This is a genomic window from Thermostichus sp. MS-CIW-37 (assembly GCF_054060065.1).
On the sequence record NZ_JBSSCV010000025.1, the window covers coordinates 22,624 to 48,241 of the forward strand.

22 protein-coding genes and 3 pseudogenes are annotated in these 25,618 nt (G+C 58.6%); 13 read left to right on the forward strand and 12 right to left on the reverse strand.

Going from position 1 to position 25,618, the window contains the following annotated elements:
• Positions 1 to 190: 190 nt before the first annotated feature.
• The 4 genes and pseudogenes from ACVWYZ_RS11130 to apcD all read left to right on the forward strand — a co-directional run bounded on the left by ACVWYZ_RS11130 (position 191) and on the right by apcD (position 4,013).
• Positions 191 to 922 (forward strand): SDR family oxidoreductase, encoded by a 732-nt coding sequence (locus ACVWYZ_RS11130; protein ID WP_457467088.1) that lies wholly within the window; start codon positions 191 to 193, stop codon positions 920 to 922.
• 247 nt (positions 923 to 1,169) lie between these two features.
• Positions 1,170 to 1,739 (forward strand): annotated as a pseudogene (folE, locus tag ACVWYZ_RS11135) (GTP cyclohydrolase I FolE); the annotation flags it as partial.
• Between the two features lie 271 nt (positions 1,740 to 2,010).
• Entirely contained in the window at positions 2,011 to 3,336 is a 1,326-nt protein-coding gene (locus ACVWYZ_RS11140; protein WP_457467106.1) for a type IV pilus twitching motility protein PilT, read from the forward strand.
• 191 nt (positions 3,337 to 3,527) lie between these two features.
• Positions 3,528 to 4,013 carry an allophycocyanin subunit alpha-B gene (gene apcD / locus ACVWYZ_RS11145; RefSeq protein ID WP_011431857.1) on the forward strand — a complete coding sequence of 162 codons (486 nt, stop codon included), beginning with the start codon at positions 3,528 to 3,530 and terminating at the stop codon, positions 4,011 to 4,013.
• A 4-nt stretch (positions 4,014 to 4,017) separates the two neighbouring features.
• On the opposite strand, the gene ACVWYZ_RS11150 is transcribed toward apcD, so the two are convergent.
• Positions 4,018 to 4,701, reverse strand: coding sequence for a HEAT repeat domain-containing protein (locus ACVWYZ_RS11150; protein ID WP_457467089.1), 684 nt, complete (start codon positions 4,699 to 4,701; stop codon positions 4,018 to 4,020).
• Positions 4,702 to 4,793: 92 nt separating this feature from the next.
• Here ACVWYZ_RS11150 and rpsO point away from each other — a divergent pair, with 92 nt between their 5' ends.
• From rpsO to ACVWYZ_RS11175, 5 genes are all read left to right on the forward strand, one after another.
• Entirely contained in the window at positions 4,794 to 5,069 is a 276-nt protein-coding gene (gene rpsO / locus ACVWYZ_RS11155; protein ID WP_457467090.1) for a 30S ribosomal protein S15, read from the forward strand.
• A gap of 36 nt (positions 5,070 to 5,105) precedes the next feature.
• Positions 5,106 to 5,543: a PAM68 family protein gene (locus tag ACVWYZ_RS11160; protein WP_457467091.1), complete on the forward strand. Its 438-nt coding sequence runs from the start codon at positions 5,106 to 5,108 to the stop codon at positions 5,541 to 5,543.
• A 95-nt stretch (positions 5,544 to 5,638) separates the two neighbouring features.
• Positions 5,639 to 6,832, forward strand: a complete 1,194-nt coding sequence (gene larC / locus ACVWYZ_RS11165; RefSeq protein ID WP_457467107.1) for a nickel pincer cofactor biosynthesis protein LarC — start codon at positions 5,639 to 5,641, stop codon at positions 6,830 to 6,832.
• 150 nt (positions 6,833 to 6,982) lie between these two features.
• The gene (locus ACVWYZ_RS11170; RefSeq protein ID WP_457467092.1) at positions 6,983 to 9,010 is read left to right on the forward strand and encodes an ABC transporter ATP-binding protein/permease; all 2,028 of its coding nucleotides are present in this window, start codon (positions 6,983 to 6,985) and stop codon (positions 9,008 to 9,010) included.
• A 153-nt stretch (positions 9,011 to 9,163) separates the two neighbouring features.
• Entirely contained in the window at positions 9,164 to 10,945 is a 1,782-nt protein-coding gene (locus tag ACVWYZ_RS11175; protein ID WP_457467093.1) for an NADPH-dependent assimilatory sulfite reductase hemoprotein subunit, read from the forward strand.
• Between the two features lies 1 nt (position 10,946).
• Here ACVWYZ_RS11175 and ACVWYZ_RS11180 read toward each other — a convergent pair.
• Positions 10,947 to 12,259: pseudogene (locus tag ACVWYZ_RS11180) on the reverse strand (RNA-guided endonuclease InsQ/TnpB family protein).
• A gap of 87 nt (positions 12,260 to 12,346) precedes the next feature.
• Positions 12,347 to 13,417 carry a 2Fe-2S iron-sulfur cluster-binding protein gene (locus tag ACVWYZ_RS11185; protein WP_457467094.1) on the reverse strand — a complete coding sequence of 357 codons (1,071 nt, stop codon included), beginning with the start codon at positions 13,415 to 13,417 and terminating at the stop codon, positions 12,347 to 12,349.
• Positions 13,418 to 13,551: 134 nt separating this feature from the next.
• On the opposite strand from ACVWYZ_RS11185, the gene ACVWYZ_RS11190 reads away from it, so the two are divergent.
• Entirely contained in the window at positions 13,552 to 14,376 is an 825-nt protein-coding gene (locus ACVWYZ_RS11190) for a tetratricopeptide repeat protein (protein WP_414332323.1), read from the forward strand.
• Positions 14,377 to 14,455: 79 nt separating this feature from the next.
• Here ACVWYZ_RS11190 and ACVWYZ_RS11195 read toward each other — a convergent pair whose 3' ends face one another.
• Positions 14,456 to 14,803 (reverse strand): STAS domain-containing protein, encoded by a 348-nt coding sequence (locus tag ACVWYZ_RS11195; RefSeq protein WP_457467095.1) that lies wholly within the window; start codon positions 14,801 to 14,803, stop codon positions 14,456 to 14,458.
• A 153-nt stretch (positions 14,804 to 14,956) separates the two neighbouring features.
• On the opposite strand from ACVWYZ_RS11195, the gene ACVWYZ_RS11200 reads away from it, so the two are divergent.
• Complete coding sequence (locus ACVWYZ_RS11200; RefSeq protein ID WP_457467096.1) at positions 14,957 to 16,138, forward strand: glycosyltransferase; 1,182 nt, start codon at positions 14,957 to 14,959, stop codon at positions 16,136 to 16,138.
• 8 nt (positions 16,139 to 16,146) lie between these two features.
• Here ACVWYZ_RS11200 and ACVWYZ_RS11205 read toward each other — a convergent pair whose 3' ends face one another.
• Complete coding sequence (locus tag ACVWYZ_RS11205) at positions 16,147 to 16,920, reverse strand: Uma2 family endonuclease (RefSeq protein ID WP_414408014.1); 774 nt, start codon at positions 16,918 to 16,920, stop codon at positions 16,147 to 16,149.
• Positions 16,921 to 17,127: 207 nt separating this feature from the next.
• Between ACVWYZ_RS11205 and ACVWYZ_RS11210 the strand changes: the two genes are divergently transcribed.
• Together ACVWYZ_RS11210 and lgt are read left to right on the forward strand one after the other, a co-directional pair.
• The gene (locus ACVWYZ_RS11210; RefSeq protein WP_414373777.1) at positions 17,128 to 17,820 is read left to right on the forward strand and encodes a response regulator transcription factor; all 693 of its coding nucleotides are present in this window, start codon (positions 17,128 to 17,130) and stop codon (positions 17,818 to 17,820) included.
• 39 nt (positions 17,821 to 17,859) lie between these two features.
• Positions 17,860 to 19,125, forward strand: a complete 1,266-nt coding sequence (gene lgt, locus ACVWYZ_RS11215) for a prolipoprotein diacylglyceryl transferase (protein WP_457467097.1) — start codon at positions 17,860 to 17,862, stop codon at positions 19,123 to 19,125.
• Here the strand turns inward: lgt and chrA are convergent.
• The 7 genes and pseudogenes from chrA to acsF all read right to left on the reverse strand — a co-directional run bounded on the left by chrA (position 19,122) and on the right by acsF (position 25,430).
• Positions 19,122 to 20,393, reverse strand: coding sequence for a chromate efflux transporter (gene chrA, locus ACVWYZ_RS11220; protein ID WP_457467098.1), 1,272 nt, complete (start codon positions 20,391 to 20,393; stop codon positions 19,122 to 19,124). The genes lgt and chrA overlap by 4 nt on opposite strands.
• A 102-nt stretch (positions 20,394 to 20,495) precedes the next feature.
• Positions 20,496 to 20,855 carry an O-linked N-acetylglucosamine transferase family protein gene (locus tag ACVWYZ_RS11225; protein ID WP_457467099.1) on the reverse strand — a complete coding sequence of 120 codons (360 nt, stop codon included), beginning with the start codon at positions 20,853 to 20,855 and terminating at the stop codon, positions 20,496 to 20,498.
• Between the two features lie 302 nt (positions 20,856 to 21,157).
• Positions 21,158 to 21,550, reverse strand: a complete 393-nt coding sequence (locus tag ACVWYZ_RS11230) for a hypothetical protein (protein ID WP_457467100.1) — start codon at positions 21,548 to 21,550, stop codon at positions 21,158 to 21,160.
• Positions 21,508 to 22,347 carry a tetratricopeptide repeat protein gene (locus ACVWYZ_RS11235; RefSeq protein WP_457467101.1) on the reverse strand — a complete coding sequence of 280 codons (840 nt, stop codon included), beginning with the start codon at positions 22,345 to 22,347 and terminating at the stop codon, positions 21,508 to 21,510. The genes ACVWYZ_RS11230 and ACVWYZ_RS11235 overlap by 43 nt, the downstream gene beginning before the upstream one ends.
• 208 nt (positions 22,348 to 22,555) lie before the next feature.
• Positions 22,556 to 22,741 (reverse strand): annotated as a pseudogene (locus ACVWYZ_RS11240) (tetratricopeptide repeat protein); the annotation flags it as partial.
• A 48-nt stretch (positions 22,742 to 22,789) separates the two neighbouring features.
• On the reverse strand, positions 22,790 to 24,265 hold the full coding sequence (locus ACVWYZ_RS11245; RefSeq protein ID WP_457467102.1) for a site-2 protease family protein: 1,476 nt from the start codon (positions 24,263 to 24,265) through the stop codon (positions 22,790 to 22,792).
• 73 nt (positions 24,266 to 24,338) lie between these two features.
• Positions 24,339 to 25,430 (reverse strand): magnesium-protoporphyrin IX monomethyl ester (oxidative) cyclase, encoded by a 1,092-nt coding sequence (gene acsF, locus ACVWYZ_RS11250; RefSeq protein WP_457467103.1) that lies wholly within the window; start codon positions 25,428 to 25,430, stop codon positions 24,339 to 24,341.
• Between the last annotated feature and the right edge of the window lie 188 nt (positions 25,431 to 25,618).

Below are 25,618 nucleotides of genomic sequence, written 5' to 3' on the forward strand. Positions count from 1 at the left end.
CCGGATCCCGTCCAACCGGATCGAGATCCAACAGCCAGCAGCCAGATCTTGAGCAGGACAGAATAAGGTTTCTACGCCTCGCCCTGATTCCAAGCGAAGCAGCGGAAAATCAGTGTTAAACTTAGTTAACGAAGTTTCTCAGGCCTGGGCGGCGCTTGCTTGTGTGGCGCACTCCAGAGGCTTGTTCTAAATGAGTTTTGAGACAAAGTTTCCCGAACGTGCTCTGATTACAGGGGCCAGTCGAGGGATCGGCAGAGCTGTAGCCCTAGCCCTAGCTCGACAAGGGATAGCAGTAGCTCTGGTGGCCCGTTCCCAACCTGATCTGCTGGCGGTGCAAGCCCAAATCCAAGCCCAGGGCGGCAAGGCAGCGATTTTTCCCATCGACTTGGCCGACCTAGCGGCTCTGCCCCAGCAGTTGCAGGCTCTCCTGGATCGATTTGGCGTCTGCGATGTCTTGGTCAATAATGCGGGCATAGCCCATGTTGGCCCCTTGGCCACCTTACCCTTGTCGGATTGGCAGCGAGTGATCGACTTGAACTTGACGGCAGCTTTTCTGTGCGCCCAAGCCGTACTTCCCGGAATGCGCCGGCAGCGCTTCGGCACGATTGTGAACGTCATCTCGATTGCGGGCAAGCGAGCTTTTCCCAACTGGGGAGCCTACTGTGCCAGCAAGTTCGGCCTGATGGGCTTTTCTCAAGCTCTGGCCGAAGAGGAGCGACAGCATGGCATTCGGGTCACCAGCTTGTGCCCTGGTGCCGTGGACACGTCCCTCTGGGATACGGACACGGTGGGAGTCAACTTCGACCGCTCCAAAATGCTCTCGCCGGAATGGGTAGCCGATTTGATTGCCTACATTGTTCGGTTGCCCACAGGCGCGGTGGTGGAAGATCTCACCTTCATGCCTGCGGTGGGAGCCTTTTAGACCTGGCTGGTTTGGGGTTGCCCGTGACTTGGGAGGGTTTTGGCTATCGCAGCTTTTGACTGGATGCCCCTTGAGCTGAGTTGCACTGAGTTCTCTTAGCCTTTCGTTCAACAAGGAATATCCTGCTATGACCCTTGCAAAACCCGGATCTGGCTCGCAATCTCGAATGGATGACAAAGCCCATTTCAAGTCTCGGGTGATTCGAGATCGAGCCACTTTTGCGGAAGAAGAATTGGGTAGCTCGGATGTCTCAGATCCGGCTATGGTGGCGGCGGTGGAGACGCTGCTGCGGGGGATCGGGGAGGATCCCCAACGGGAGGGGCTGCGAAAAACCCCGGAACGAGTGGTTGCGGCTTTGAAGTTTTTGACCAGTGGGTATCGGCAGTCTTTGGAGGAGCTACTGAACAGTGCCATCTTTGATGAGGGCCATGACGAGATGGTGCTGTTGCGGGATGTTTCTCTGTTTAGCCTGTGCGAGCACCATCTGCTGCCCTTTATCGGCAAAGCCCATGTGGCCTACATCCCCAAGCAAAAGGTGGTGGGCCTAAGCAAAATTGCCCGTATCGTCGAGATGTACTCCCGTCGCCTGCAGGTTCAGGAACGCCTGACACGGCAAATTGCTGAAGCCTTGATGGAGGTGTTGGATCCCTATGGGGTGGGGGTGGTTATCGAGGCTACCCACATGTGCATGGTGATGCGGGGGGTACAGAAAGCTGGCTCCTGGACGGTCACCAGCTCGATGGTGGGGGTGTTTCAAGAGGATCCCCGTACCCGTGAGGAGTTTTTGAGTCTTATTCGCCATCCGTCCAATTTTTAGGGAGCTTCCCGGAGCTTTGCCGGTGGTTGGGTTGAGTTAACCCTCTGCTCAGGCTGGGAATACTAGCCTAAGATTGACTCAAACCCTGCCAGAAGCGAGGCTTGTCATGAGCGAGGTCAGCCCCGAAAACCAGTTTCCCACCGATTTGGACTCCAATTGGCAGCCCCCGGCTCCGCCGGTCATGCAGCGTCCGTCTCGTCCGGCTGCTCAAACGCCCCCGGTGGAGCCCCCAACGCAACTGGATCCGGTGCTGGGTTCAGCTTCCCAAGGGATGGGATCCCGGCCTGTCAACGCCAAAAGCCCCCCCAACCCCATTCTGGGTCGGCCCCTTCCGCCTGGTGTGGCTGTCGCTCCCCCTCAGGTACCGGTGCCTGTGCCGGGCTCTGCCGCTTCTCCTCAGATGCCCCCGCCCACCCCGGCTGCTGCTCGGCCTCCAGTGCCGCCGCCCAGCCCCAATCCTGCCGCTCCGCCTTTTGCGCCACCAGCTCGCCCAACGGCTGCCGGTCGGATCCCAGTGGCCCCGGCTACTCCTGCGGGCCTGACTCTGCGCCAACTGGTGCAGGAAGCCTATGACAAAGGCTACTCCGATATTCATTTGGGGGTGGGGGAAGTGCCTCGCTTTCGGGATCGGGGGCAGATGCTCTTGACCAACTACCCGGTCACCACCACCGAGATGTTCTATGGCTGGCTGCGGGAAAGCCTGCCGGAGAACCAAATTCGCCAGTTTGAAGAATGTTTGGAACTGGATACCGCCATCCAGTACGAGGGTTTGGTGCGTTGTCGGGTCAACTGCTTTGTTTCCCTGCTTGGCCCGGCTATGGTGATGCGTCTGATCCCGTTGAAAATTTTGACGCTGGAGCAGTTGCGGGCGCCGGAAGTCTTGAAGCGCATTGCCGAAGAGCACAAAGGCTTGGTTTTGGTGACCGGCCCCACCGGATCCGGTAAGTCCACAACCTTGGCAGCGATGGTGGACTACATCAATTCCAACTTTCCCAAACACATCATTTCCATCGAGGATCCCATCGAATTTGTCCACCAGAGCAAGAAATCGATGGTGCGGCAGCGGGAGGTCGGGATCCACACCCTGGAGTTTGCCAATGCCCTGAAAGCCTCTCTGCGGGAAGATCCGGACATCATCCTGATTGGGGAGATGCGGGATCGAGAGACGGTGGATATTGCCCTAAAGGCTGGCCAGACGGGCCACTTGGTCTTTGGAACCCTGCACACCAACAGCGCCGTCCGCACCATCGAGCGTCTGCTGGGGATTTACAAGCCGGAAGAACAGGAGCCGATGCGCCTGCAACTGGCAGAAACCCTGGTGGCGATCATCGCTCAAACCCTGGTGCGCACCACCGATGGCAAGCGAGCTGCGGCCCACGAGATCATGCGCAACACCGATGCCATTCGCGACTACATCAAGCGGGGGGCGGTGGATGAAATTGAGGAGCTGATCGCCGACGGCTCCTATGAGGGCATGTGTACCATGAATCAATCCCTGTTTAGGCTTTACCAAGAGGGGCGGATTACCGAAGAGGTGTGTCTGGAGGCTGCCCCACGCCGCAATGAGATGGCCCAATGGCTGCGAGGCCGGATCTAGGGCCAGTCTCGAGATGGAGTCACGCCAAAGTGCTTGAGGGAAGGTTTGCCCTATCCTAAACTGGGAGCAGCCGGCGGCGCTGGCTTGCCGAGCTACCTGCTCATCTCTTGGGCCGACCTTGGGCTGGGGGGATGGGTTGCGAATTGATGAACCGAATTGAAAGCAAGTTAGAAAACAGGAGAATCCCTACCGTGAGCGTGATCAACCAGATCATCGAGACCGCGGATGACCAGCTGCGTTACCTCTCAGTTAGCGAACTGGAAGCCATCAGGAATTACATGACCACCGGCGAGAGGCGCTTGCAAATCGCTCAGGTGTTAGCAGAAAACAAAAAGCGCATCATTGACCAGGCCCAGAAGCAGCTATTCGCCAAGCGGCCCGAGTATGTGCAACCCGGTGGCAATGCCTACGGTGACAAGCGCTACAACCAATGTTTGCGAGATTACGACTGGTATCTGCGTCTGGTGACCTATGGCATTATTGCCGGCAGCAAAGAGCCGATTGAGTCTATCGGCCTGATAGGGGTGCGGGAAATGTACAATGCCCTCAACGTACCCATCGCCGGCATGATCGATGCGATTGTCTTTTTGAAGGAAGCTGCCCTCAGCTTGTTGGAGCCGGCGGCAGCCGCTGAAGCCGCCCCTTACTTTGACTACATCATCAATGCCATGAGCTAGGGAACTACAGGGATCCCAAGGCAGCCCGGGCATGTACGGCCACCTGTTCTTGGGAATCCTGGGCCAGTCGGGTCAGTCCGGCGCGAGCGGCTTCTGTTCCCAACTTGGCCAGGGCAATGCAGACGCGGTAGCGCAGTTGCCAGTCGTCGGAATCAATGAGGGGATCCAGGTAGGGGATGGCCCGCGGATCCCCCAGATCGCCCAAGGCAGCGGCAGCGGCTGTGGTGATCAGCTCGCTCTTGTCCTGCAAAGCTTCCACCAGAGTGTCGAAGGCGGCAGGGTTCCCCAGCTCTCCCAGGGCAGCGATGATGCTAAACCGTACCAGCCACTCCGTTTCTCGCCGATAAGCTTCCAGGAGATCGGCCAGGGCCTGTGGCTGCTTGAGATCCCCCAGGGCAGCGGCGGCAGCAGCCCGCACATCGAACTCCGGATCCTCTCGCAAAGAGCGCTGCAAAATGGGCAACAGTAGGTTCGGATCGACGCCAGACAGGGTGCCCATCTGGCTGATGGCAGCATAACGGACGCGGGCATTCTCGTCGTGAATCGCTCGCTGCAGCAATGTCAGGGCTTCTGGCCCAGGCAGTTCTCTGGCTTTGTTGACAGCGCGCAGCCGATTTCCCAAGTCTTGTGAGCTCAACAGCTCCAGCAAAGCGGGCAGTGCCGGAGGATCCCCAGAGGTTGTTGTCATATCCCATTCTCTCCATAACCCTCCTCGGCCATAGCGAGGGAGGAAAAGCCGATGTTATTATCTTGAAGCAGTGCATCCAGTCCCTTGATCTTATGTCCTTATTGCAACAAGAGAAGCAGCAGATCATTGAGAGCTATCGACTGCACGACACCGACACCGGTTCTGCCGAGGTTCAGGTGGCTCTGCTCACCAGTCGCATCAACCAGCTCTCTCAGCACCTTCAGAGAAACCCGAAGGATTTCAACTCCCGCCGCGGCCTGCTGATGATGATCGGTCGTCGCAAGCGTTTGCTCAACTACATCGCCAAGCATTCTCCTGACCGCTTCCGGGAGCTGGCCGAACGGCTGAACATCCGGGTGAAAAAGTAGGCAGCCCATCCAAAACGCTATCGGAGATCTGTCTTCGTGGGCAAATCCAGCCGCCAGTCCAAAACCTTTCGCCGTCGCTCCCCCTCCGCCTCTGTTGAGGTGGAGAAGAAGCCGGCCAAGAAGGAGCCTGTTGCCGTGATTCCCCCTGAGGTCAGCCGGCGGATGGTGCGGCGGATTCTGGTGTTTTCTGGGATCCCTTCGGGGCTAGGTCTGAGCAGCTTTTTTGTGAATTACTATCTCTTGACCAACCACGTGGTTCCTCTGCCCCCTTACTTCACCTTGGCGGAGTCGCTAACTTTGTTTGGCCTTGGTTTTTTGGGCATCAGCTACGGTGTGTTCTCAGCTTCCTGGGATCCCCAGCCCGGATCCCTGCTGGGCATTGGAGAGTTTCGGCGCAATTTGGGCAACGTCATCCAACAGTGGCGGGAATCTGCTGCCCGATCTTCTGAATCTTCCGACTCTGGAGAAGCTTGATTCTTCTCCCATCGCCTTTTCCAGGCCGGTTGCTGCCTACAATCAAGAGGGATCCCATCCATCCCGGCGGCAGCGGCTACCCCCAGTTCTCCAGCATGAAAATAGCCTACTTCGACTGTGCGGCGGGCATTGCCGGCGATATGTGTCTAGGAGCCCTGCTGGATTGCGGGGTGCCTTTGGAGTACCTCAACCGTCAGCTCCAGGCGTTGGGCATCGAGGGGGAATATAGCCTGCAGGTGAGCCGGGTGCAGCGGTGTGGGCAGCCTGCTCTGCAAGCTGTGGTGGAGGTGCTGGGATCCCAGAGTGGGGGATCCCTTGCTCGGCACTGGTCGGAGATTCAGGCTTTGATTGCCGGATCCCAGCTTTCCCCAGCCATCAAGACCCGCAGCCTGGCGGTGTTTGAAAAGTTGGCGCAGGCAGAAGCAAAAGTCCATCAAGTGCCCGTGGAAAAAGTGCACTTTCACGAAGTGGGGGCAGTGGATGCTTTGGTGGATATTGTCGGCACTTGCATCGGCCTGGATTGGCTGCAGGTGGAGCGGGTGTTGTCATCCCCCCATCCTATTGGGGGCGGCTGGGTGAGCACAGAGCATGGCAAATTGGCCGTGCCGGTGCCGGCGGTGATCGAGTTGTGGGAAATGGGCCGCGTGCCGGTGTTCAGCAACGGGGTGGAAGCCGAGCTGGTGACCCCCACAGGAGCAGCCTTGGCTGTGGCGTTGGCGGAAGAGTTTGGCCCCTGTCCGCTGATGCGGGTGGAAAAAGTGGGGCGTGGGGCCGGTGCCCAAGAGCTGCCCATTCCCAACGTGTTTCGTCTCTGGATTGGGGAAGCCGATGGGGGAGAGCTAACGGAAACGGTATCGGTGTTGCAAACCCAAATCGACGATCTCAACCCCCAAGTGATTGCCTACACCTGCGAGCAGTTGTTGGCCCTGGGGGCCTGGGACGTGTTTACCCAGCCGATCACCATGAAACAGGGGCGACCGGGGATCCTGCTCACCGTTATCTGTCCGCCGGATCGGGTGCCGGAGTGTCAAGATCTCATCTTCCGGGAGACCACCACCCTGGGCATTCGCCACTTCCAACAGCAGCGCACCCTACTGGAGCGGGTCATTGAGCGGGTGGAAACCCCTTACGGCCTGGTAGACATCAAGGTAGCCCGCCACCATGGCCGCATCGTCAACGCTCAGCCGGAGTTTCGCGATTGTGTGGCCCGCGCCCAGGAATTGCACGTGCCGGTTCAGACGGTGTGGCTGGCGGCCCAATCGGCTTGGCAAAGCCGGTTGCAAGGTTGAAGGGACACTGGCTTTAAGCAAGGGGTGTGTGGGTGAGCAAGACCCAGAGCCAAGACGGTTTGGATGGGACAAGGGGGATCCGCGTTTCACCCCCAATGAATCCGCTCCTGTTGAACACAGATTGGCACCCATGGCCTGCTAGCCTGGGAGATGTCGATCTTGCTCTCTCCGCCGACCACAACAATGGAATCCCAAGCCTCTCAATTTAACTTCGACCGCAAACTGTGGGATCGGTTTATCACCGTGGCCCAGCCCTACTTTTACCCCAGAGTGCGCTATGGGGGCTGGATCTTTTTGGGCTTGCTGGCAGCGGCCATGGTGTTTGTGGTTGCCCTGATGTTCTTTGTGGAGATTGGGGTAACTTTGGTCGGTCAGGCCCTGTTCCCGGAGTTTTTCACCAATGTGGCAGCCGGATTGGTGGCGCAAACGGAGAGAAACTTGTCCTCGCCAGTGCTGTGGGTGGCCTCGGTCAGCTTGGCTTTGAGCAGCCTTTGTTTTGGGGCAGTGTGGCGGCAGCTTCGCCAGCGCTGGTTGCAGTGGGCGCTGCTCACCTTTTTGCTGTTTCTGTCGCTGACGGTAAACCGGCTGAACGTGATGATTAGCTTTATCTTTCGGTTTATCGACACAGCTCTGCAGCAAAAAGAAGAGCCCACTTTCTGGCAGTTTTTGATTATTTATGGAGTGCTGATTATCTCAGCTATTCCCATTTTGGTGATCTACCGCTACACTCGCCTCAAGCTAGGGCTGTTTTGGCGAGAATGGCTGACCGATCATTTTCTGGATCGCTACTTCAATCAGCGGGCTTACTACGAGCTGGATTCCAACGCCGCCAACACCGAAATCGACAACCCCGACCAGCGTATATCAGAGGATGTCCGCTCCTTTACCGGCACCACCCTCTCCTTCCTGTTGGACATCCTTGACTCGATTCTCACCCTCTACGCCTTCACCGGCATCCTCTACGGCATTTCTCGTCCGTTGGCGTTGGGGCTGGTAGTCTATGCCACCATTGGTACCGCCATCGCCATTTTGGCTGGTCGCAAGCTGATCAAAATTAACTTCGATCAACTGCGCTACGAAGCCGATTTTCGCTACAGCTTAGTGCACGTGCGGGATAATGCCGAGTCCATTGCCTTCTACCAGGGAGAGGATCAAGAACTCAGGCAAATTTTGCATCGCTTTGGTGCGGCCTTGCGCAATTTTAATTTGCTGATCATCTGGCAGGCCATCATCGATATTTTCCAATACGCCTACAACTATTTCACCCGCATTGTGCCCTATGTCATCGTGGCTCCCCTCTATTTCAGCGGCGTGCGAGACTTCGGCACCATCACCCAGGCCACCATTGCCTTCAGCCAGGTGTTGAGCGCCCTCTCCATTGTGGCCAACCAGATTCAAAGCATTTCCAGTTTTGCCGCTGGGATCAACCGCTTAGGCTCCTTTCACGAGTCTCTGGAAGATCCGGCGCTGCGCCACACCGGCGCTCGGGAAAGCAACATTCAAACTCGCATTGCCCAGCAATTGGCGCTAAACCACGTCACTTTGCTCACCCCCAATTCAGAACGAACCCTGGTTCGGGATCTCTCCTTCGCCTTGGAAGCCGACCAACGGCTGCTGATTGTCGGTGTTAGCGGCAGCGGCAAAAGCTCTCTGCTGCGGGCCATTGCCGGCCTATGGACCAACGGCAAGGGATCCATCGCCCGCCCAGATACCCAGGAGATGCTCTTTTTGCCCCAGAAGCCCTACATGCTGCTGGGATCCCTGCGGGATCAACTGCTCTATCCCAAACGCCGCCGAGACCTCACCGATGAAGATCTCATCCGAGTCTTGGCCCAGGTGAACCTGGGAGACTTGCCGGAGCGGGTGGGCGGCTTTGATGTGGAGAAAGACTGGGCCAGCACTCTCTCCCTAGGGGAACAGCAGCGTCTTGCCTTTGCCCGCATTTTGATCACCCAGCCCCGCTACGCCATTTTGGACGAGGCCACCAGCGCCCTGGATGTGGCCAACGAAAAACTGCTCTACCTGCAGCTGCAACACCTGAACACCACCTACATCAGCGTCGGCCATCGTCCCACCCTCTTGGCCTACCACGACCTGGTTTTGGAGCTGCAGGGGAATTGTGCCTGGCAACTGTGGTCGGTGCAGGAGTATGGTGCCCGCCTAGCCCTGGCCAGCTAGAAGCGCCGACATCTCCAGCTGACTCAAATAACAAGTTTTGCGGGTTTGGGACAAAACCCGGATAGGAGGCTGACTTTTCCAACTGGACGCCGCCCAAGGGAGGTGATAGCCTGTTATTCACAAGTATTCCGACCGGTTTACCGGAGATCACCAATGCCCCCCATGATCCCATCCGAGGCCAAGCGCTCCAAGGTGGAGCAGATCAAGGCAGACAGCCACTTTCTACGGGATCCCCTTCAGCAGGAGCTGGCCCAAGACACCACCCATTTCAGCGAGGCGGCGGTGCAGGTGCTCAAGTTCCATGGCGCCTACCAGCAGGATGACCGGGATCTGCGGCAGCAACGGAAGCAGGAAGGATTGGAGCGGGCCTATTCCATCATGTTGCGCACCCGCATCTCAGGGGGACACGTGCCCCCGCAGCTTTATTTGACCTTGGATCGGCTGGCCGATGAGTACGGCAATGGCACCCTGCGAGCCACAACGCGGCAGACGTTTCAGCTACACGGGATCCTCAAGAAAAACCTCAAGGCCACCATAGCCAGCATTCTCAAACAGATGGGATCCACCCTGGCCGCCTGCGGCGATGTCAACCGCAACGTGATGGCACCGGTTGCCCCCTACAAAAATCGCCCTGCCTATCGCTATGCCCAAGAGTATGCCCGCAAGCTGGCGGATCTGTTGGCTCCGAAGACCTCTGCCTACTACGAGATCTGGGTGGATGGGGAGCCGGTTCCCATCCCACCGGTGGATGAGGAAGTGCGGGAAGCAGAGCAGTTTGTGGGCAACGGGGTGCGCCTGGAGGGGCCAGAACCCCTGTATGGCCCCGTCTATTTGCCCCGCAAGTTCAAGACAGCCATCGCCGTAGCCGGGGAAAACACGGTAGATGTGTACTCCCAGGACTTGGGCTTGATTGTGCTCACGGATCGCAAGGGCAACTTGAAGGGCTTCAACATCGTGGTAGGTGGCGGGATGGGACGCACTCACGGCAAGGAAGAAACCCAGCCCTTGCTGGCCCAGAAGCTCTGCTTTGCCCCGCCGGAGGCGGTGTATCGGGTTTGCCAAGCGGTTTTGGCTGTGCAGCGGGACTACGGCAACCGGCACGACCGCAAGCAGGCGCGGTTGAAATACTTGGTGAGAGACTGGGGGATCCGCAAGTTTCGCCGTGTGGTCGAGCAGTACCTGGGGGAGAAGTTGTTGCCCTTCCGGCGCATGCCCAAGTTTGTCCCCAACAGCGACGACTACCTAGGCTGGCACGAGCAGGGGGATGGCCGTTGGTTTTTGGGCATCTCCATTGAAAATGGCCGCATCCAGGACACCCCAGAGCGGCAGCTCAAAACGGCGCTGCGCCGGATTGTGGAAGCCTTTTCTCTGCACGTGCGGCTGACCCCCACTCAGGACGTGATCTTTATTGACATCGAGGATGGCCAGCGGGAGGCCATCAACCAGATCCTCAAGTCCCACGGGGTGCTCTCCAAAGAAGAGATCCCTCAACTGGTGCGGCTGTCGATGGCCTGCCCTGCCCTGCCCACCTGTGGGTTGGCGATTACCGAGTCGGAGCGGGCTTTGCCGGGGCTGGTGCGCCAGTTGGATCGGCTGTTGCAGGAGCTGGATCTGCAGGATTCGCCCTTTTTGGTGCGCATGACCGGCTGCCCCAACGGCTGTGCCCGACCCTACCTGGCCGAGCTGGGATTGGTGGGATCCGCCCCCGATGGCTACTACCAGATTTGGCTGGGAGCCAGCCCCCGCGGGGATCGCCTGGCGCAAGTGTTTCAGGATCGGGTACACATCAGCCAGATCGTGCCGCTCATGAGAGTTCTCCTGCAGGCCTACAAGCAGGAGCGCCGTCCTGGCGAGAGCTTTGGAGATTACTGCCATCGGGTGGGGATCCCCTACCTGAGGGCCCAGGTGCAGCAAAGGGATGGCGTTTTTGCGTAAACTACCCAACCCTGACTGCTTCGCAGTACAGGGCGGGCTTAAGGCCTCCGGCCCGCTGGCGCGAACGGTAGCCCTGCAGTTGGCAAGCCAACCACGTTCGCGAAGCGAGCCGTAGGCTTGACCTCTAGGCTGGTTTACAGCAGCCCCCAAAAGCGCAATCACATTCGCACCATTCAAATCCGCATCCCCTTCCCATCCACAGTGTCCACACTTAAACTTCTTTCCACTGCGGTAGGACTGTTCAGGGTCGGGATGAATGTGCAAACACCGGTGGCAGGTCTGCGACGTGTAGGCAGGCGGAACAAGAACCAGAGCAACCCCCGCACGCAGAGCCTTGTACTCCAAAAATTGACGGAGTTGATAAAACGCCCAACTGTTGGCCCTGCGCCGTTCGGCTTTGCTGCGTGGCTGTTGATTGACCCTTTCCCGGATCCCTGTCAAGTCTTCCAGAGCAATAGCGCTATTTGTCGCCTTTGCCCTAGAGACAATAGCTTTGGAGATGCGATGATTGACCCACGTTTTTGCTACGCAACGCTGACGCGACTGAAAGCGTCTCTCCTTGCCAGACAGCCGTTGCAACAGTTCTCTGCATCTGCGCCGCGAACTGCGGGTGCCCTTACTGGCTTTGCGTTGAAGTACCGCCCTCAACCGCGAGTAGTGGTCTCGGACTTTGTTCAACTGCTGTCCATGCCAGTTATCTCCTTCCGTTCGCGCAAGCGGGACGGAGTCCTTTGTATGAGCAATATCCGTCCTGCCCAAATCCACCCCCAGCACTCTATCCGTGCGTTGCGGTGGGGATGGCTCCGTTTCCACACAGATTTGAATGGAGTAGAAACCGTCTTTGCGCTTGACCAGAGTGGCAGATTTGGGATTGGAGCCCGCCAACTGTTCTCTCTGGTAACGGCCAATCGCCAGCTCAAAGCGTTCTCGACCCTCCACCGTGGTCAGCGACACCGTCCAGTCTTTCTTGCGGAACGAAAAGGTACGAGCATCGTAGGTCGCAAAGCCTCTCTTGAACGTTTTGACCGGACGGTTTTTCTGTCGGGCAACTTTACGGGCACCGGCCAGCCGTCTGCAGACCTGCTGGTCGCGTAAGCGGGACGTAGTCCTTGCCAAGTTACTGGACAAGCCAAACCGAGCGCGAATCTGGTAATAGCAAAGGGACTGGAGTTTGACTGCGTTGACTACTTTTTCTGGTGTGTTTTGGTTGACCCAGTTCAACGCCTGCACAAAGGCATCCATTGTCGCATCCAACTTTGCGGCTTGCGACTGGGACACCTTGAGCTTGCAGGAGACGGTCAGGACTTGGGTCATGGTTCTATCATAACTTCCGCATTCCTCCCGACACTGACCCTACGGGTACAGTGCGGGGCTCCTGCGATTTCTAGCTGAAGGGATCCCTCAAAAACGAGACCAAGCCTGTAGCCATTCCCGGAGCGCTTCCAGCCATCCAATCGGTTCGGGCTTGGCTGCTTCTGGAGCTTGCTCCTCGCCAGTCGGCAAGCTAACTTGGTCAGGGTGCACCCTGTAAACTCGGATGGGTTTGGCGTTGGGAAAAGGTTTCACCGAAAGAGGCTCCACCTGCAGGAGTTGCCCTTCCACGGCTCGATACACAGCTGCCGAGATGAGCAACCGGGAGCTCTGTTCCTCAGACTGTTCCCCCCCTTGCGAAACATCCTCAACCGACTCCAGCCAGGTGGCAAACTGAACCGACTTCCCGAAGGCGGACAACCGCTGCGGATCTTGGGGATCGAGGGGCAGCAAAAGGACTGGGCCGTAGTGGATCCCGATGGCAAGCTTGACCTGCGGGTAGGAGAGTTGCCGCAAACACCTATTCAACTCCACCACCGACTGCCCAAGCGCCAACCCCGCCTGCAGCGCCTGCTGTATGGCCAGCTCGGGTTGTTTGAGACCAAACAAAGCCAGACTTCTCAGCCCGCTCTGGTTGGCCAGTACTCCCCCATATTGCTGCACCAAGGCCCCCATTTGGGCGAAGTAGCGACCCAAGGTGTAGACAACATCGTAGGGAAAGTTCTCCTCGTCGAAGTTGGCCGTCCCCCGCAGGGAAGCGCTGAGAATGGCGGCGGTGACTTGGCTGCCGACCGAATGGGCCTGCAATTGATGTTGAGCTACTTCCACATCTGCTTTATCGATCACCAGCCGTTGCAAGGTGACATCTCCAGTGATGCGGGTTTGACAGGCCAGACGAATATGTACAGGAAGGTCTAGCCGTTGAGCTAACTTCTTCTCGGCAGGAGTCATGCTGCGGCAGTTTTGGCTGCCTTCCAAAATCAGGATGCGACAGGTGGAGCAGGCGGCATTGCCCCCACAGGCATGGACATGGCGCACCCCCGCCTTGAGCAGATTTTCCAGAACCGTGAGCAGGGGATTGGCTTCCAAGGTGAGGTTGTCGGGGTAACAGGTGATCCGCATGGTTAAGAGGGAGTGAGGGGTGGCAAAAAGATTCAGCACTACCTAAATTCAGTACGGCATTGCCCTCCCCTTGGATGCTGTTTTCAAAAGTTTTGGGTATTGGGTAACCTCACCCCGCAGCCTGCCCCGGCGCCGATGATAGAGTACAGAGGAGTCTTCTGCGCGAGCCCTTTATGCCTCAGTCCAAACCCCAAGAATCCCCAGCCCGCAAGCTCCTCAACATTTTGCTGCTGGTGGTGGGCACGGTAACTTTCTTGGGCTTCTCCTTTGGCCCGCTATTCCAGGCCCTCGGGCCTTCCGAATCCCCAGAGGCCAGCCTGGTAACCGAGCAACTGCGGGCCCAGGCAGACGGCTATCGCGTCGTGCTGGAGCGGGAGCCGGATAACCCCATTGCCCTGCGGGGGTTGATCGACACCCAACTGCAGCTCAACGAGCCGCAAGGGGCAATCGAGCCGCTGAAGAAGCTGGTACAACTGGAGCCCGAAAATCGGCAACTGCGAGCCTTTTTGGCCGAAATCCAGCAGGATACGGGGGATTTTGAAGGGGCATTAGAACAGCTCCAGATCCTTTACGAGGGGGATCCCAAAGATGGCCAGGTGCTGCAGCAGTTGGTGGATGTGCAGCTAACCCTGGGCCGCACCTCTGAGGCCATTGCCCTGCTGGAGAAGCATCTTGAAGAAGTGCCGGAAGATAATGATGTACGTTTGCGCTTGGCCTTTGTCTACGCCCGCAACAACCAGACTGAGAAAGCTGTAGTCCTCTACGACAAGTTGATTGCGGCGGATCCCAGTGATTTCACCCCCGTGTTGGGCAAAGCCATAGCCCTCAGCTCCGCCACCGATGAAAACCTACGGGCAAAAGCGCCTGAGCTGTTTGAGCAAGCAGCCCGGCTGGCCCCGCCCCAAGTTCGGGAGCAAATCCAGCAGCAAGCAGAGATTTATGCTCAGGTGAACCGGCCCCAGACGGTCGAGAACCAAAACAGCAACCCCTCCCCCTGAGCAGGTTTTCAACCGTTAGGCTAATCCAGGTGTTGAGAAGCTGATCCCTGACGGTTCTCAGTTGACCCGATAGGGAGAGCTACGGAAAAGACTCAAGTGCCTTTTCTACAGAGGGGTAGATCTCGTAAATGGCATCCAAGCCGGTGATGGAGAAGAGCAGCTTGACCTGCTCCTGCAGGCTGCAGAACTTGAGTTGATAGCCCGAAGTGCGGCAATGGCGATGCGCCCAAACCAGAACCGACAACCCCATGCTGTCGATCAGGCTAACCTGACTAAGATCCAACAAGAAATGCCCCGGTTTCTCGGTGAGAATTTGGCTTAGCTCTTTCCGTACCTCGCGGGCAATCGCGGCGTTGAGCCTTTCACTGTGCAATTTCACAACTGTAACAGGGGATCCCTTGTGGCTGAGCCGGATGAAGACATCCATGAAGAGCCCGGCAGGTTTGAGGGGGAATGGGCACAGGCACGATGGAACCAAACTGATTTTGAATTGCTAAATCACCATGAGTATGAGTTTGTCCTCACTGGGCTTCTCTTGCAAGCATTCTTGGACACTTTTCCCTTACAGGTTAGAACTGGCATGAACGGGATCCCTGCCTGGGCTGGAGATGCTGCCGCCCTGAGTCTATTGGTTATGCAAGTGCCGATGCTGGCGGTGCTGCTGGCGCGGCTGCTGCCCTCTTTGCGGCGCCCTTCCCCTCTGCCTCCCGGTCAGCCGGGGATCCCTTTGCAGCCGGGCTTGGTCAGCGTGTTGTTGCCCACCCTCAACGAAGCCGAGCGCATCGATCCCTGCCTAGAAGGATTACACCAACAGAGCTCCGTCCTGCGGGAGGTGCTGGTGGTGGACAGCCGCTCTCAAGATGGCACCCCCGAAAAAGTGCTGCAGATGGCTGAGCGGGATCCCCGCTTTCGCCTGCTGACCGACGATCCCCTCCCCGGCGGATGGGTGGGCCGCCCCTGGGCTTTGCACTACGGATTTCTCCAGTCGGATCCGGCCTCTAAGTGGATCCTGGGCATCGACGCCGATACCCGTCCCCAGCCAGGCTTGGTGGAGCGCCTGCTGGAAACCGCCCAGGCCCAAAGGCTCGACCTGATCACCCTGGCACCGCAGTTTATCCTGCAGCACTGGGGGGAAGGCTGGCTGCAGCCGGCTCTTTTGGTGACCCTGATCTACCGCTACGGGGCCGCCGGAGACACCGCCACCCTGCCGGAACGGACAATGGCCAATGGGCAATGTATGCTAGTGCGCCGGTCGGTGCTGGAAGCCATGAACGGTTACACGCTGGCGCGGGCCTCCTTCTGTGACGATGTCACCTTGGTGCGGCAGATTGCGGCAGCCGGCTTTAAAGTAGCTTTTTACGACGGTCGGCACCTGCTCAAGGTGCGCATGTACACTTCTTTTGGCGAAACTTGGCGAGAGTGGGGCCGATCCCTCGATTTGAAAGATGCCACCCCTGTGGCCCAGTTGTGGGGGGATATAGCTCTCCTCGTCCTCACCCAAGGGATCCCTGGGCCGGTGGTTGTAGGGCTGTTGGGCAAAGCCGGGATGGGGTTTCCCTTTTCCCTGACGGAGCAGGTGCTGCTGGGGCTTAACCTAGGCTTACTGATTCTGCGCTTAGGTGTACTGCTGGGCATTCGCGGCTCCTATCAGGATCCCCCTTGGACGTTCTGGATGTCGCCTCTGGCGGATCCCTTGGCAGTCTTGCGGGTGATCCTGTCTGCTCTCAGCCGACCCCGCTCTTGGCGCGGGCGCACCTACTAGGAGAGCCCTCAATCGGCTATTGCCTCGGGATCCACGCCCAACTCCCGCAATTTCGCGGCTAGGCGCTGCTGTTCCAGACGGGCCTGTTCGAGGGCTGCTTCTGCCGCTTCGGCCCGCTGCCGCTCCTGCTCTACCTGTTCGATTCCCCATAGGAGCAAATTCCCATCGGCAGTCCACCACCGCAACCAGTTGGCTTTGGTCTCGGCTTTTTGTCCCCGCCACACCCCCAAAAACAAGCCGATCTCCGGGATCCAGTAGCGACGGTTTTCATCCGCCGATACAGGGGTATAGCGGCCATTCTCCAGGCGGTAGACATCCAGCTCACCGGTTTTGGGATGAAAGATTACATAGACAGGCACCTGCAAAATGCGCTCGTAGAAATACCATTTTCCATAGGGATAGTGGGGATTGATGGAGTACTCGCCGCCCTCGGTTTCGGAGATGAATTCCATCACAATCGCCGGGGGATTCCCTTCTAAGTGTGGGGTATAGCTGCGGCGGATCTCTCCTTCGGGAATCGGCTGTACTGCGGGCACATAAACCCAGTCGGGGGCTTTCACCACCACCTTGTCCCCGACAGTGCTGCAAAGGCCAAAGTTGGAGGCGATCAAAGCCTGGGCAGGGATCATCTGAGCGAGTTCCAATGCCTCACGCAGAGCAGCAGCCAAAAGGGGCTGTAAGGTGCTTTCCACAGGCTCATCCGGCAAGGGAAAGTCTTCCGGCAGTTTTTCCCATCGAATGGGAGGTAGGGGCGGGGTGAGCCGAACAGGAGAGAGGGTCATGGCTTAGGATACTCATGGTGATAAGGTACATGAATGCCTTTTGAATAACTCAAAGCACTTGCTGATATCAACCCCAGGCAATTCCACAAGGCTGTTGCAGGCTAGGACGGATTCAGTCATCTCGACTGCCAATCCATACGGTTGAGATATGCTTGGGGGCAATGAGCAAGTTTTTCGGCGTCTTCCTTGGATTCAGCAAGAGAGCGTATGCCAGAGCCTGAACCCTCTTCTGCCCACATTCTGGTGATCGAAGATGAAGCTAAGCTGGCTCGTTTTGTGGAAACGGAGCTGACCTGTGAGGGATATCGAGTCAGCGTAGCCAGCGATGGCATGGCCGGGTTGAGGGCAGCCTGCGACCAAAACCCCGACTTGGTGCTGTTGGACTGGATGTTGCCCGGCATCTCAGGTTTGGAAATTTGTCGGCGACTGCGCTCAACGGGCAACCGCGTGCCGGTGGTGTTGATGACCGCCAGAGATGAGGTGTCGGATCGAGCAGCGGGGTTGGATGCCGGGGCGGATGATTACGTGGTCAAACCCTTCAGCATTCAGGAGCTGCTGTCTCGGATACGGATCTATTTGCGGCAGCCGAGGCGATCCCGCGATGGCCAGTTGGTGTTCATGGATCTGATTCTGGATCCCGTAACGCGGGAGGTCACTCGGGGAGAGCGGCAAGTGGAGTTAACAGCCAAAGAATACGACCTGCTGCGCTACTTGATGGAACACCCTCGACAGGTGCTCACCCGCCAGCAGATTTTGGAGCATGTGTGGGGGCTGGACTACATGGGCGACTCCAACATCATCGAGGTCTACATTCGCTATTTGCGCCTCAAGATCGAAGGCCAAGGGGAAAAGCGCCTCATCCAGACCGTGCGTGGGGTGGGCTACGTGCTGCGGGAGTAGGGGTATGGGGATCCAAAACCCCCCAGTGGAATCTTGCTTGTGAGGTTAGTTGAATTGAGGGATTTTGGGGTGCAGAGCGTGTTGTTGATGAACCTATGGAGTGCAGGGCTGTTGGGTCTCACCTTCAGCTCACCTGGAGAATTTGTCTTCCGTTTTCCCCCTGGCACCCCGCTGGTGGGAGGGCTGGGCCTGCGCTGGTATGGCCTATTGATGGCAGTGGCCGTGTTGGTCGGCTTGATCTTGACCAAAGCACTGGCCGAATCCCGTCATTTGGAGAAAGAACCCGGCAAAGCCGGCGAACGGGTGGAGCTACTGGCCCTGTGGCTGGTGGTGTCTGGGTTTCTGGGGGCCAGACTCTACTACGTCATCACCCATTGGTCAGAGTTCAGAGATAACCCCCTCTCGGCCTTCGCCATTTGGCAGGGGGGCCTCATCATCCATGGCGGGGTGCTGGCCGGTGCTCTGGCTCTCTACTTCTATTGCCGCGCCACCGGGATCCACGGCTGGAAGTATGCCGATGTTCTCACCCCTGGGTTAATTTTGGGCCAAGCCATTGGGCGCTGGGGCAACTTTTTCAATTCCGAGGCCTATGGTGCCCCTATTCCCCCGGACAGCCCTTGGCCGCTGCGGGTGTACATTCCTCCCCAAGCTCGCGAGCCGGAATACAGCCAGTTTGAGTTTTTCCACCCGATCTTTTTCTACGAGAGCATCCTCAATCTGGCCCTGTTTGCTCTGTTGATGGGGATGTTCTGGCGATTCCCCAAGCTTAAAGATGGCACTTGGGTTTGGACGTATGTGGTCGGCTACAGCTTGATTCGCATCCCTTACGAAATCTTGCGCGTGTCGGCGGTGGCCTATCTGCCGGGAACTTCCATCAAAGCCGCCTATGTAGCCAGTGGCTTGGGCTTGGTGATCGGGATCGGCATGTTGATCTACATGTACCGGCTGCGCTTCGACCCCGATTTGGAACAACTGGCAGCGTGGTTATCGGAGCAAGCGGGATTAGCGCCAGAAGCAGCCCAAAACCTTCTGGAACGGGCTTGGGCTATTCAACAGAGACATCGCCGCGCCGACCTGTTGGATCGTGTCACCCTCGCCATGCCCCACTTTCCCGGCACCCTTGCCCCTCACCTGTCTCTTGGCCAACGGGAGCTGCTCATGCGGCAACTGTTTTGTCGCCTGGAAGGCAGGGATCCCTCTGAGGAAGGGCTGGCCCAAGCCAGTCAGTGCCGTGGCCATCAGGCTGAATCAGGGTCATTCCCTCACCCCCAAGGAGAAAGCAGGGCCAGGGAGCAAAACCTTTAGGCCAGCAGACCTCGGGCCAGCAAACCCGCCCTCCCTCCCATCAACACCAACAGCCAAGTGGGCTGGCGAAAGCGCATCAAGGCAATGAAGGCCGCTACCCCGATCCCCAAAGCCACCAGCGAAGCGGGAGTTGTTTGTTGTAGCAGCGCATTTTGGGCCAAGGGCACTGTAGCCGCAGCAAAAGCCCCCAGGGCCGTTGGGGTAATTGCCTGCAGGGATCCCTTCACCCAAGCATTGTGCCGTATGCGCAACAGAACCGGAGCTGCCAGCAAAATAAAGGCAAAAGAAGGGGCAAAGATGGCCACTGTTGCCGTCAGGGCCCCCAGCACCCCTGCCACCTTGTAGCCGATAAAGGCTGCCGTTAGCACCACCGGGCCAGGAGTAAATTGCCCAATGGCCACCCCATCCAAGAACTCTGTCGGCGTCAACCAGCCCAACTGATCCACCACCTCGTCGGCGATGAAGGGGATGATCACCAGCCCTCCCCCGAAGATGGCGCCGCCTACTTTCAGGAAAAACAAGGCCAAAGGCCAGAAATAGGCACCAATCCGCTCCAGACCCCAAAAGCTGCTCAGGATAAGGGTTTCCGGTGGAACCGTGGCCACTACCGTCTGGGCCAACGTCAATACTGGCCAAGGGAGTAAAATCGGGATCCCCGATAGTGGGCCTTTTTTGGGCCCATACAGCAGCAGCCCCACCAGAGCCGCCAGCCCGAACAGCAACAGGATATTCACCCCCCCAATCCGCAGCAGGGCAAAGGCCGCCACCGCGATCAGCCCCCGGCTCCAATCCTTCACAGCTTTACGGCCCAGTTTCCAGCAAAAGGCCAGGATAATGGCGATCACCACCGGGGCCACCCCAAAAAACATCCCCTCTAGCTGCGGCACCCCCTGAAAGCGAAAGTAAAGCCAAGAAAAAATCACCTCGATCACAAAAGCAGGGGCAATGAAGCAAATCCCCGCCAGCACCGCCCCCAACCAGCCTGCCCGCACATAGCCGACATAGATCCCCATCTGGGTAGAAGCTGGCCCTGGCAACATTTCACATAGGCCCACCCCTTCGGTAAATTGTTCCTGGCTCATCCAGCCCCGCCGGATCACCGCCTCATCGTGTTGCATGGCGATGTGGGCTTGGGGGCCGCCGAAACCCAGGGATCCCAGCTGCAGGAATACCACGGCAATCTCTTTCAGGCGCGTTGAAAGGGAGGGCAAGTTGTCGGGGGCGTTTTCCGGCCTGGGGAACTGACCGGGAGCAGACTCAGAAGACATGGGCAAAGCCCGGCAAGACAACCCCGCCTATCCTGCCATCTGTCCGGGATCCCTTCAAGAGGACAACACTCGCCCGTTTATCCTTTCACCCAAACTGCCCCCTCAGGTCTTCAGGCTTCGCAACCACTCTTCCAGAGCGCGGATCGGCGCGGGATCCCGGTAGACGCGATCTTGACGTGCTTTCACCTGCTGGCCCATTTGCTCTCGCCACTCTGGATCCAAGCCCAACCGACTGGCAATCTGGACGTATTCATCGAGGTTATGAGCGATGGTATCGAGAATCCCCATCTGCTGCAGGATGGCGTAGGTGTGGCGGCCCCGCATCAGGGATCCGGGCAAGGTGACGATGGGCAGCCCGTGGGGCAGGGCTTCCAGGGTGGTGTTGCCCCCTGACCAGCCGAGGCTATCCAGGTAAATATCCCCCAGGGCGTTGTAGGCGGCATATTCTGCAGGCGAGAGCATGCCTCTAACCCCCAAAACCCTGAACTTTGCTGAATTTACTGAGCTTTAGGCGGTTTGGCAAAAGTCATTGAGAGGGATATAGTAGACCAAGTTTCCCCCTGATCCTTGAGTCCACCGCAACGGTTGCCGGGAAGTGAAGGGGGAAAGCGCTCGGGGGGTATTCCTCAGGGCTTTGCGGGATACCGCCTTCCTGCTCAGAGATAGGCAGGATGCGATCGCTTCTTTCCTGAACCATGTTCAGGAGAGTTCAGCGTGAATGTATCAGTTCCGGTAGGAGCACCACATACTCTTCGGCAGCTAGGTCATAGGCCTGAAAGGCTCGTCGCAGCCGCTGCCAAAAGCGCTCGCGGATCCCTTGGGAGAGGCGGCCCCGCAAAAATAGAAATTGACACTTCTAGAAATTGACACTTCCCCACTTTCCGGGCGATGCGGGGGAACACCTCGTCGTACTGAGGTAAGTACTTGAATAGGGATTGGGCGCAGAGGTAAAGCACCCTGTCGGGATCCACCCCCCAAGCTTGCCAGTCCACAGGGGCGGGGTCAACTTCTAGGGGAATATAGTAGGTGCCGATGCCAGGCAGGGGCAGGAGCTGCTCGGTGTAATGGCCGGCCCCGTCCGGCGGCTCCATCAGCTCGCTGCTGAGGAAAACGTCTATTGTCGGCAGGCCAGAAGTTTGCGGGTGGCCCCAGGCCATCGCCTGTACCGGCGCCAAGCGGAGGGCGGCCAGTTGGGCACAGACCGGGTCAATGCCCACTTCCGGGTAGAGGAGCACATCCAGCTGTGCCTCTCGAATAGCCGCTTGCCATTTTCTATGCTGCGGGATCCGGCCACAAAGTGCTCAAAACGAGGGGGCAGGGAGCATGTGACCTCATCTTGGATGACCGAGGTGTGGAAGCCGTAGAGGGCCACTTGAGCACGATCCAGGGCTTCTACCCAGCCGCGAGTCAGGATCTTCCAAACGGAGTGATCCCGAAACAGGCCGGAGACAATGCCCACCCGCACTCGGCCAGGATGTCGCTGCCAGAGGACGGAGGGCTGGGGATAGCGGGCCGCCATCACGTCCCTCACCAAGGATCCGTAGAGCTGCTGCAGATCGCGGTCGTTCTGGCCTTGGTAGGGCAAAAAGAAGGGTTGGACGGAGCCGATCCCGGCAGCTGCTCGCTCCAGGGTTTCGGGATCCCGCGGCAGGTGTTCCCAGCGGCCCTTCACCTGTTGTAGGGCTTGGCGGTAGCGCTCCCGGGCCACGGGAACTTGGTCTGCCGAGGCGTACAGCAAGGGCAACTGGCTAACACACCAGCCCAGGGCCGCGGCCAAGTCGGCGGGATCCGCTTGCCAGAGTTGGTAGAACAGCTCCGCCGCTTCCTCCTCCCGGCCACAATCCCGCAGCAGGATGGCCAGGGTGTAGGCGGCATCGGCAAAGTCCGGCTGCAGCTCCAGGGCCTGTCCCAAGGGGACAAGGGCCACCTCCAAATCCCCCTGCTGCCGCAGCACCAGCCCCAGCTGGTAGAAGACTTCTGGATCCGGCCCCCCCCTGCTCTAGGGCCAGTTGCAGGTGAGTTTTCGCCTCCGCCAGCCGCCCCGCCTGCTTGAGGGCAATCCCCAGGTTAAAGTGGGCATCGGGGAACCAAAGCTGTTGGACAAGGGCCTGCCGGATCAGGGCAATTGCTTCCTCTAGGGATCCCTGTTGCTGCCGACAGACCCCCAAGAGGTGCAGCGCCTCCGGGTGAGTGGGCTGGGCTTGCAGCACCTGCTGGTAAAGCGAGACGGCCTGTGGCCATTGCCCCGCTTGGTGATGGCGAACGGCCTGGGCCAACAGACGCTGCAGATGCTCTCCTTTGCCCTCTCCAGCTCTGCTTGGGCCAAAGCCTTTCCCCGGTCTAGGCATGGATGGCAGTGCGCTCCTCGCGCGGGCGGATCCTGAGCCTGTGCCCCATCAGCCGTTGGGGAAATTGAGAAAGCCCGCCAAAGCCGGGGCAATCGGCAACAGGGTCATGACCATCAAAAAGAGGGCCAGCAATGCCAAAGCATCCCGCTGACCGTCGGTTTCAGTAATCTCATCCTGCGGTGGACGCTCTGGCTCGCGGGCGATGAACAGGATCAGCAGCGCCCAGTAGAGGGCCAAGACGTTGCTGATGGCCGCCACCGCCAAGGCAATCAGGGTGATGAAGGTGGCGCGGGCCGCCGTCTTCCGCCCGTACACCGCCTGCACAATGCGACCCCCGTCCAGCTGCCCTGCCGGCAGCAGGCTCAAGGCGGTGATTGCCAGGCCAATCCAGCCCACGGCAACAAAAGGATGAATGGGAACCAGCTCCACCTGCAACTGGGATCCCAGCACCAGCCGCGCTAGGGTGCCCACCAGGATGGAGCTGCGGAAGATCTCCGTGGGCACATACAGACCCTCGGAGCCGGAGAGCTTCAGGCCAGCCAAGAGCACCAGCAGCGACAGGATCCCGCTCGCTGCCGGGCCGGCAAAGGCAATGTCGAAGAGGACCTTGCGGCTGGGCACCGGCGATTGGATGCGGTTTAGGGATCCCAGCGTGCCAATCCCCAAGCTGGGGATAACAAAAGCAGGGCTGAGGCGCACGCCGTACTTGCCCGCCATCCAGCGGTGTCCGGTCTCATGCACCAGCAAGATGGCGAAGATCCCGGCTGCCACCGGCAGGGCTTCCACCCAGCGCCCCGGCGCATCCAACAGCCGGAAGCCCAAGAGATTGGCCCCCACCTCCAACGTGGCGACGAAGCTGAAGACCAGCAACGCCCCCGCCAGGATCTGCGCCCCCACGGAAGCGCGGTAATTGACGATGGGATCCGGCAAGACCACCACCGCCGGCTTTTCCGCCGGATCCTCCACCAAAAAGAGCTGGTAGCGACTGCCCACCTGCTCTTTGAGCTTCTCCACCAGCAGGGGTACCACCACCTCCGCCTCCTGGCGCAGGTTGCCCTTAAAAATCGCCCCTTCCCCATAGGGGACGGTCTCGGTGACGAAAAAGGTATCGAGGCCGAAAATAGACTGAATGGCCTGCAGATCCTCAGCCGAGATCCGCTGCAGAACCGCAGGCGCTTCCAAAGGCGCCTCCCCTGCCGAAGGGGCTTCCCCCTGCTCTTCCAGACGAGCCAACTGCTCGCGACGGGCCTGCAGCTCCTGCTGGGCCAACTGGCGGGTCTTGCGCCCCACAGCAATGTAAAGCCCTGTAAAGACCAACAGCAACACCAGGAAGCCTGCAAAATTGAGGTAGATCCCCAGCAGCAGCAGCCCCAGGAAAACCACCCACGGCAACAAGAGCAGGGATCCCTGTAACCACACCCAAACGGCTAAGGATCCCCGCCGACGGGCTCTCCAGAAGCCCCAACCCAAAAAGGCCAGCGTTCCCAGCAAAAAGAGGGGAGTAATCTCGGTGGCGATGTTCATGGTCTACCTGTGATGGCCTACCTGCAAGAGTGCTCCACACCTCTGACGCGACTGAGGCGAGGCAGCAGACAGCTTAAGCAGAAACAGCCGCTCCCTCAAAACGGGGCTCAGGCTGCTCCCACAAGTAGAAGCCGGCACGGCGGGGCTTGAGCAGAAACAGCCGCAAAAACTGATAGAAGTTATTCAGGTAGAGGGGCAGCTTGCGCAAACCCTTGAAGGGGCCGGATCCCCGGGCAATCTCCCTCAGCTTGGCGTTGTTGGCCACACACTTCTGCAGCCGCCGCACAAACTCAGGGTTTTCCACATCCAACACCACCGGAAACACCTTGGCCGCCTCGCGGTTGGTCTTGTAGATCACCTCCATGTCATAAGCATGGGGATCCAAGCCGATGAGGCGGTAGAAATCGGGGCGCTCTCCCACATCATTGAGGTACATGGTGGCGAACACCGACAGCAAGAAGAAGCGGCACCACAGCTTGGCCACCCACCCCTGCAGCAGCCTGGGCTGGCTCAGAAGCATCAGCGCGAAGAAATCGCCGTGGCGGTTCTCGTCCTGGCACCAGTTCTTGAAGAAGTTGAAGATCGGGTAAACGCGATCCTCGGGGTGGGCCTCCAGGTGGCGGTAGATGAGAATGTAGCGCCAGTAGCCAATCTTCTCCGAGAGATAGGTGGCATAGAAGATGAAACGCGGCGCGAAATAGGTGTAAGACTTGTGCTTAGTGAGAAAGCTCAGGTCGAAGGCCATGTTGAAGTCGCCCATGGCGCGGTTCAGAAAGCCGGCATGGCGGGCCTCATCGCGGCTCATCAGGGCAAAGCACTCGGCCAAAACGGGGTTGGTCTCTTTTAGCTTGCGCGACAGCTCCTTGTAGAGGAGAAAACCGGAGAACTCGGCTGTACAGGAGCGCTCCAAGAACTCCACAAACAACCGGCGCGCCTGCGGATCCAGGCGGCTTTCCCAGTCTTGGTTGAACTCCTCACCCCGGACGAAGTGATGGCGGTTGTAGTCGGCGCGAAACTCCTGCAGGATGGCCCGGAAATCGGCCTCTCGAGCCCCTAAGCCCATTTTGCCGATGGCCTCGAAATCGGTGGTGTAGAAGCGCGGCGTCAGGATGGTCTCGGTGGGCACTCGCGCTTGAGTTTGAGCAGCTTGCAAACTGGGACTCATAGTGATTTAAAGCGGATGAAAAGGCCAGGTATACTCTCGCAGTTTACCAGCCTCTCTGGCCGTCGTGGGGATAAGAAGTGTTACCGGCAGGCTGTAAACTACCCGACCCTGACTGCTTCGCAGTACAGGGCGGGCTTAAGGCCTCCGGCCCGCTGGCGCGAACGGTAGCCCTGCAGTTGGCAAGCCAA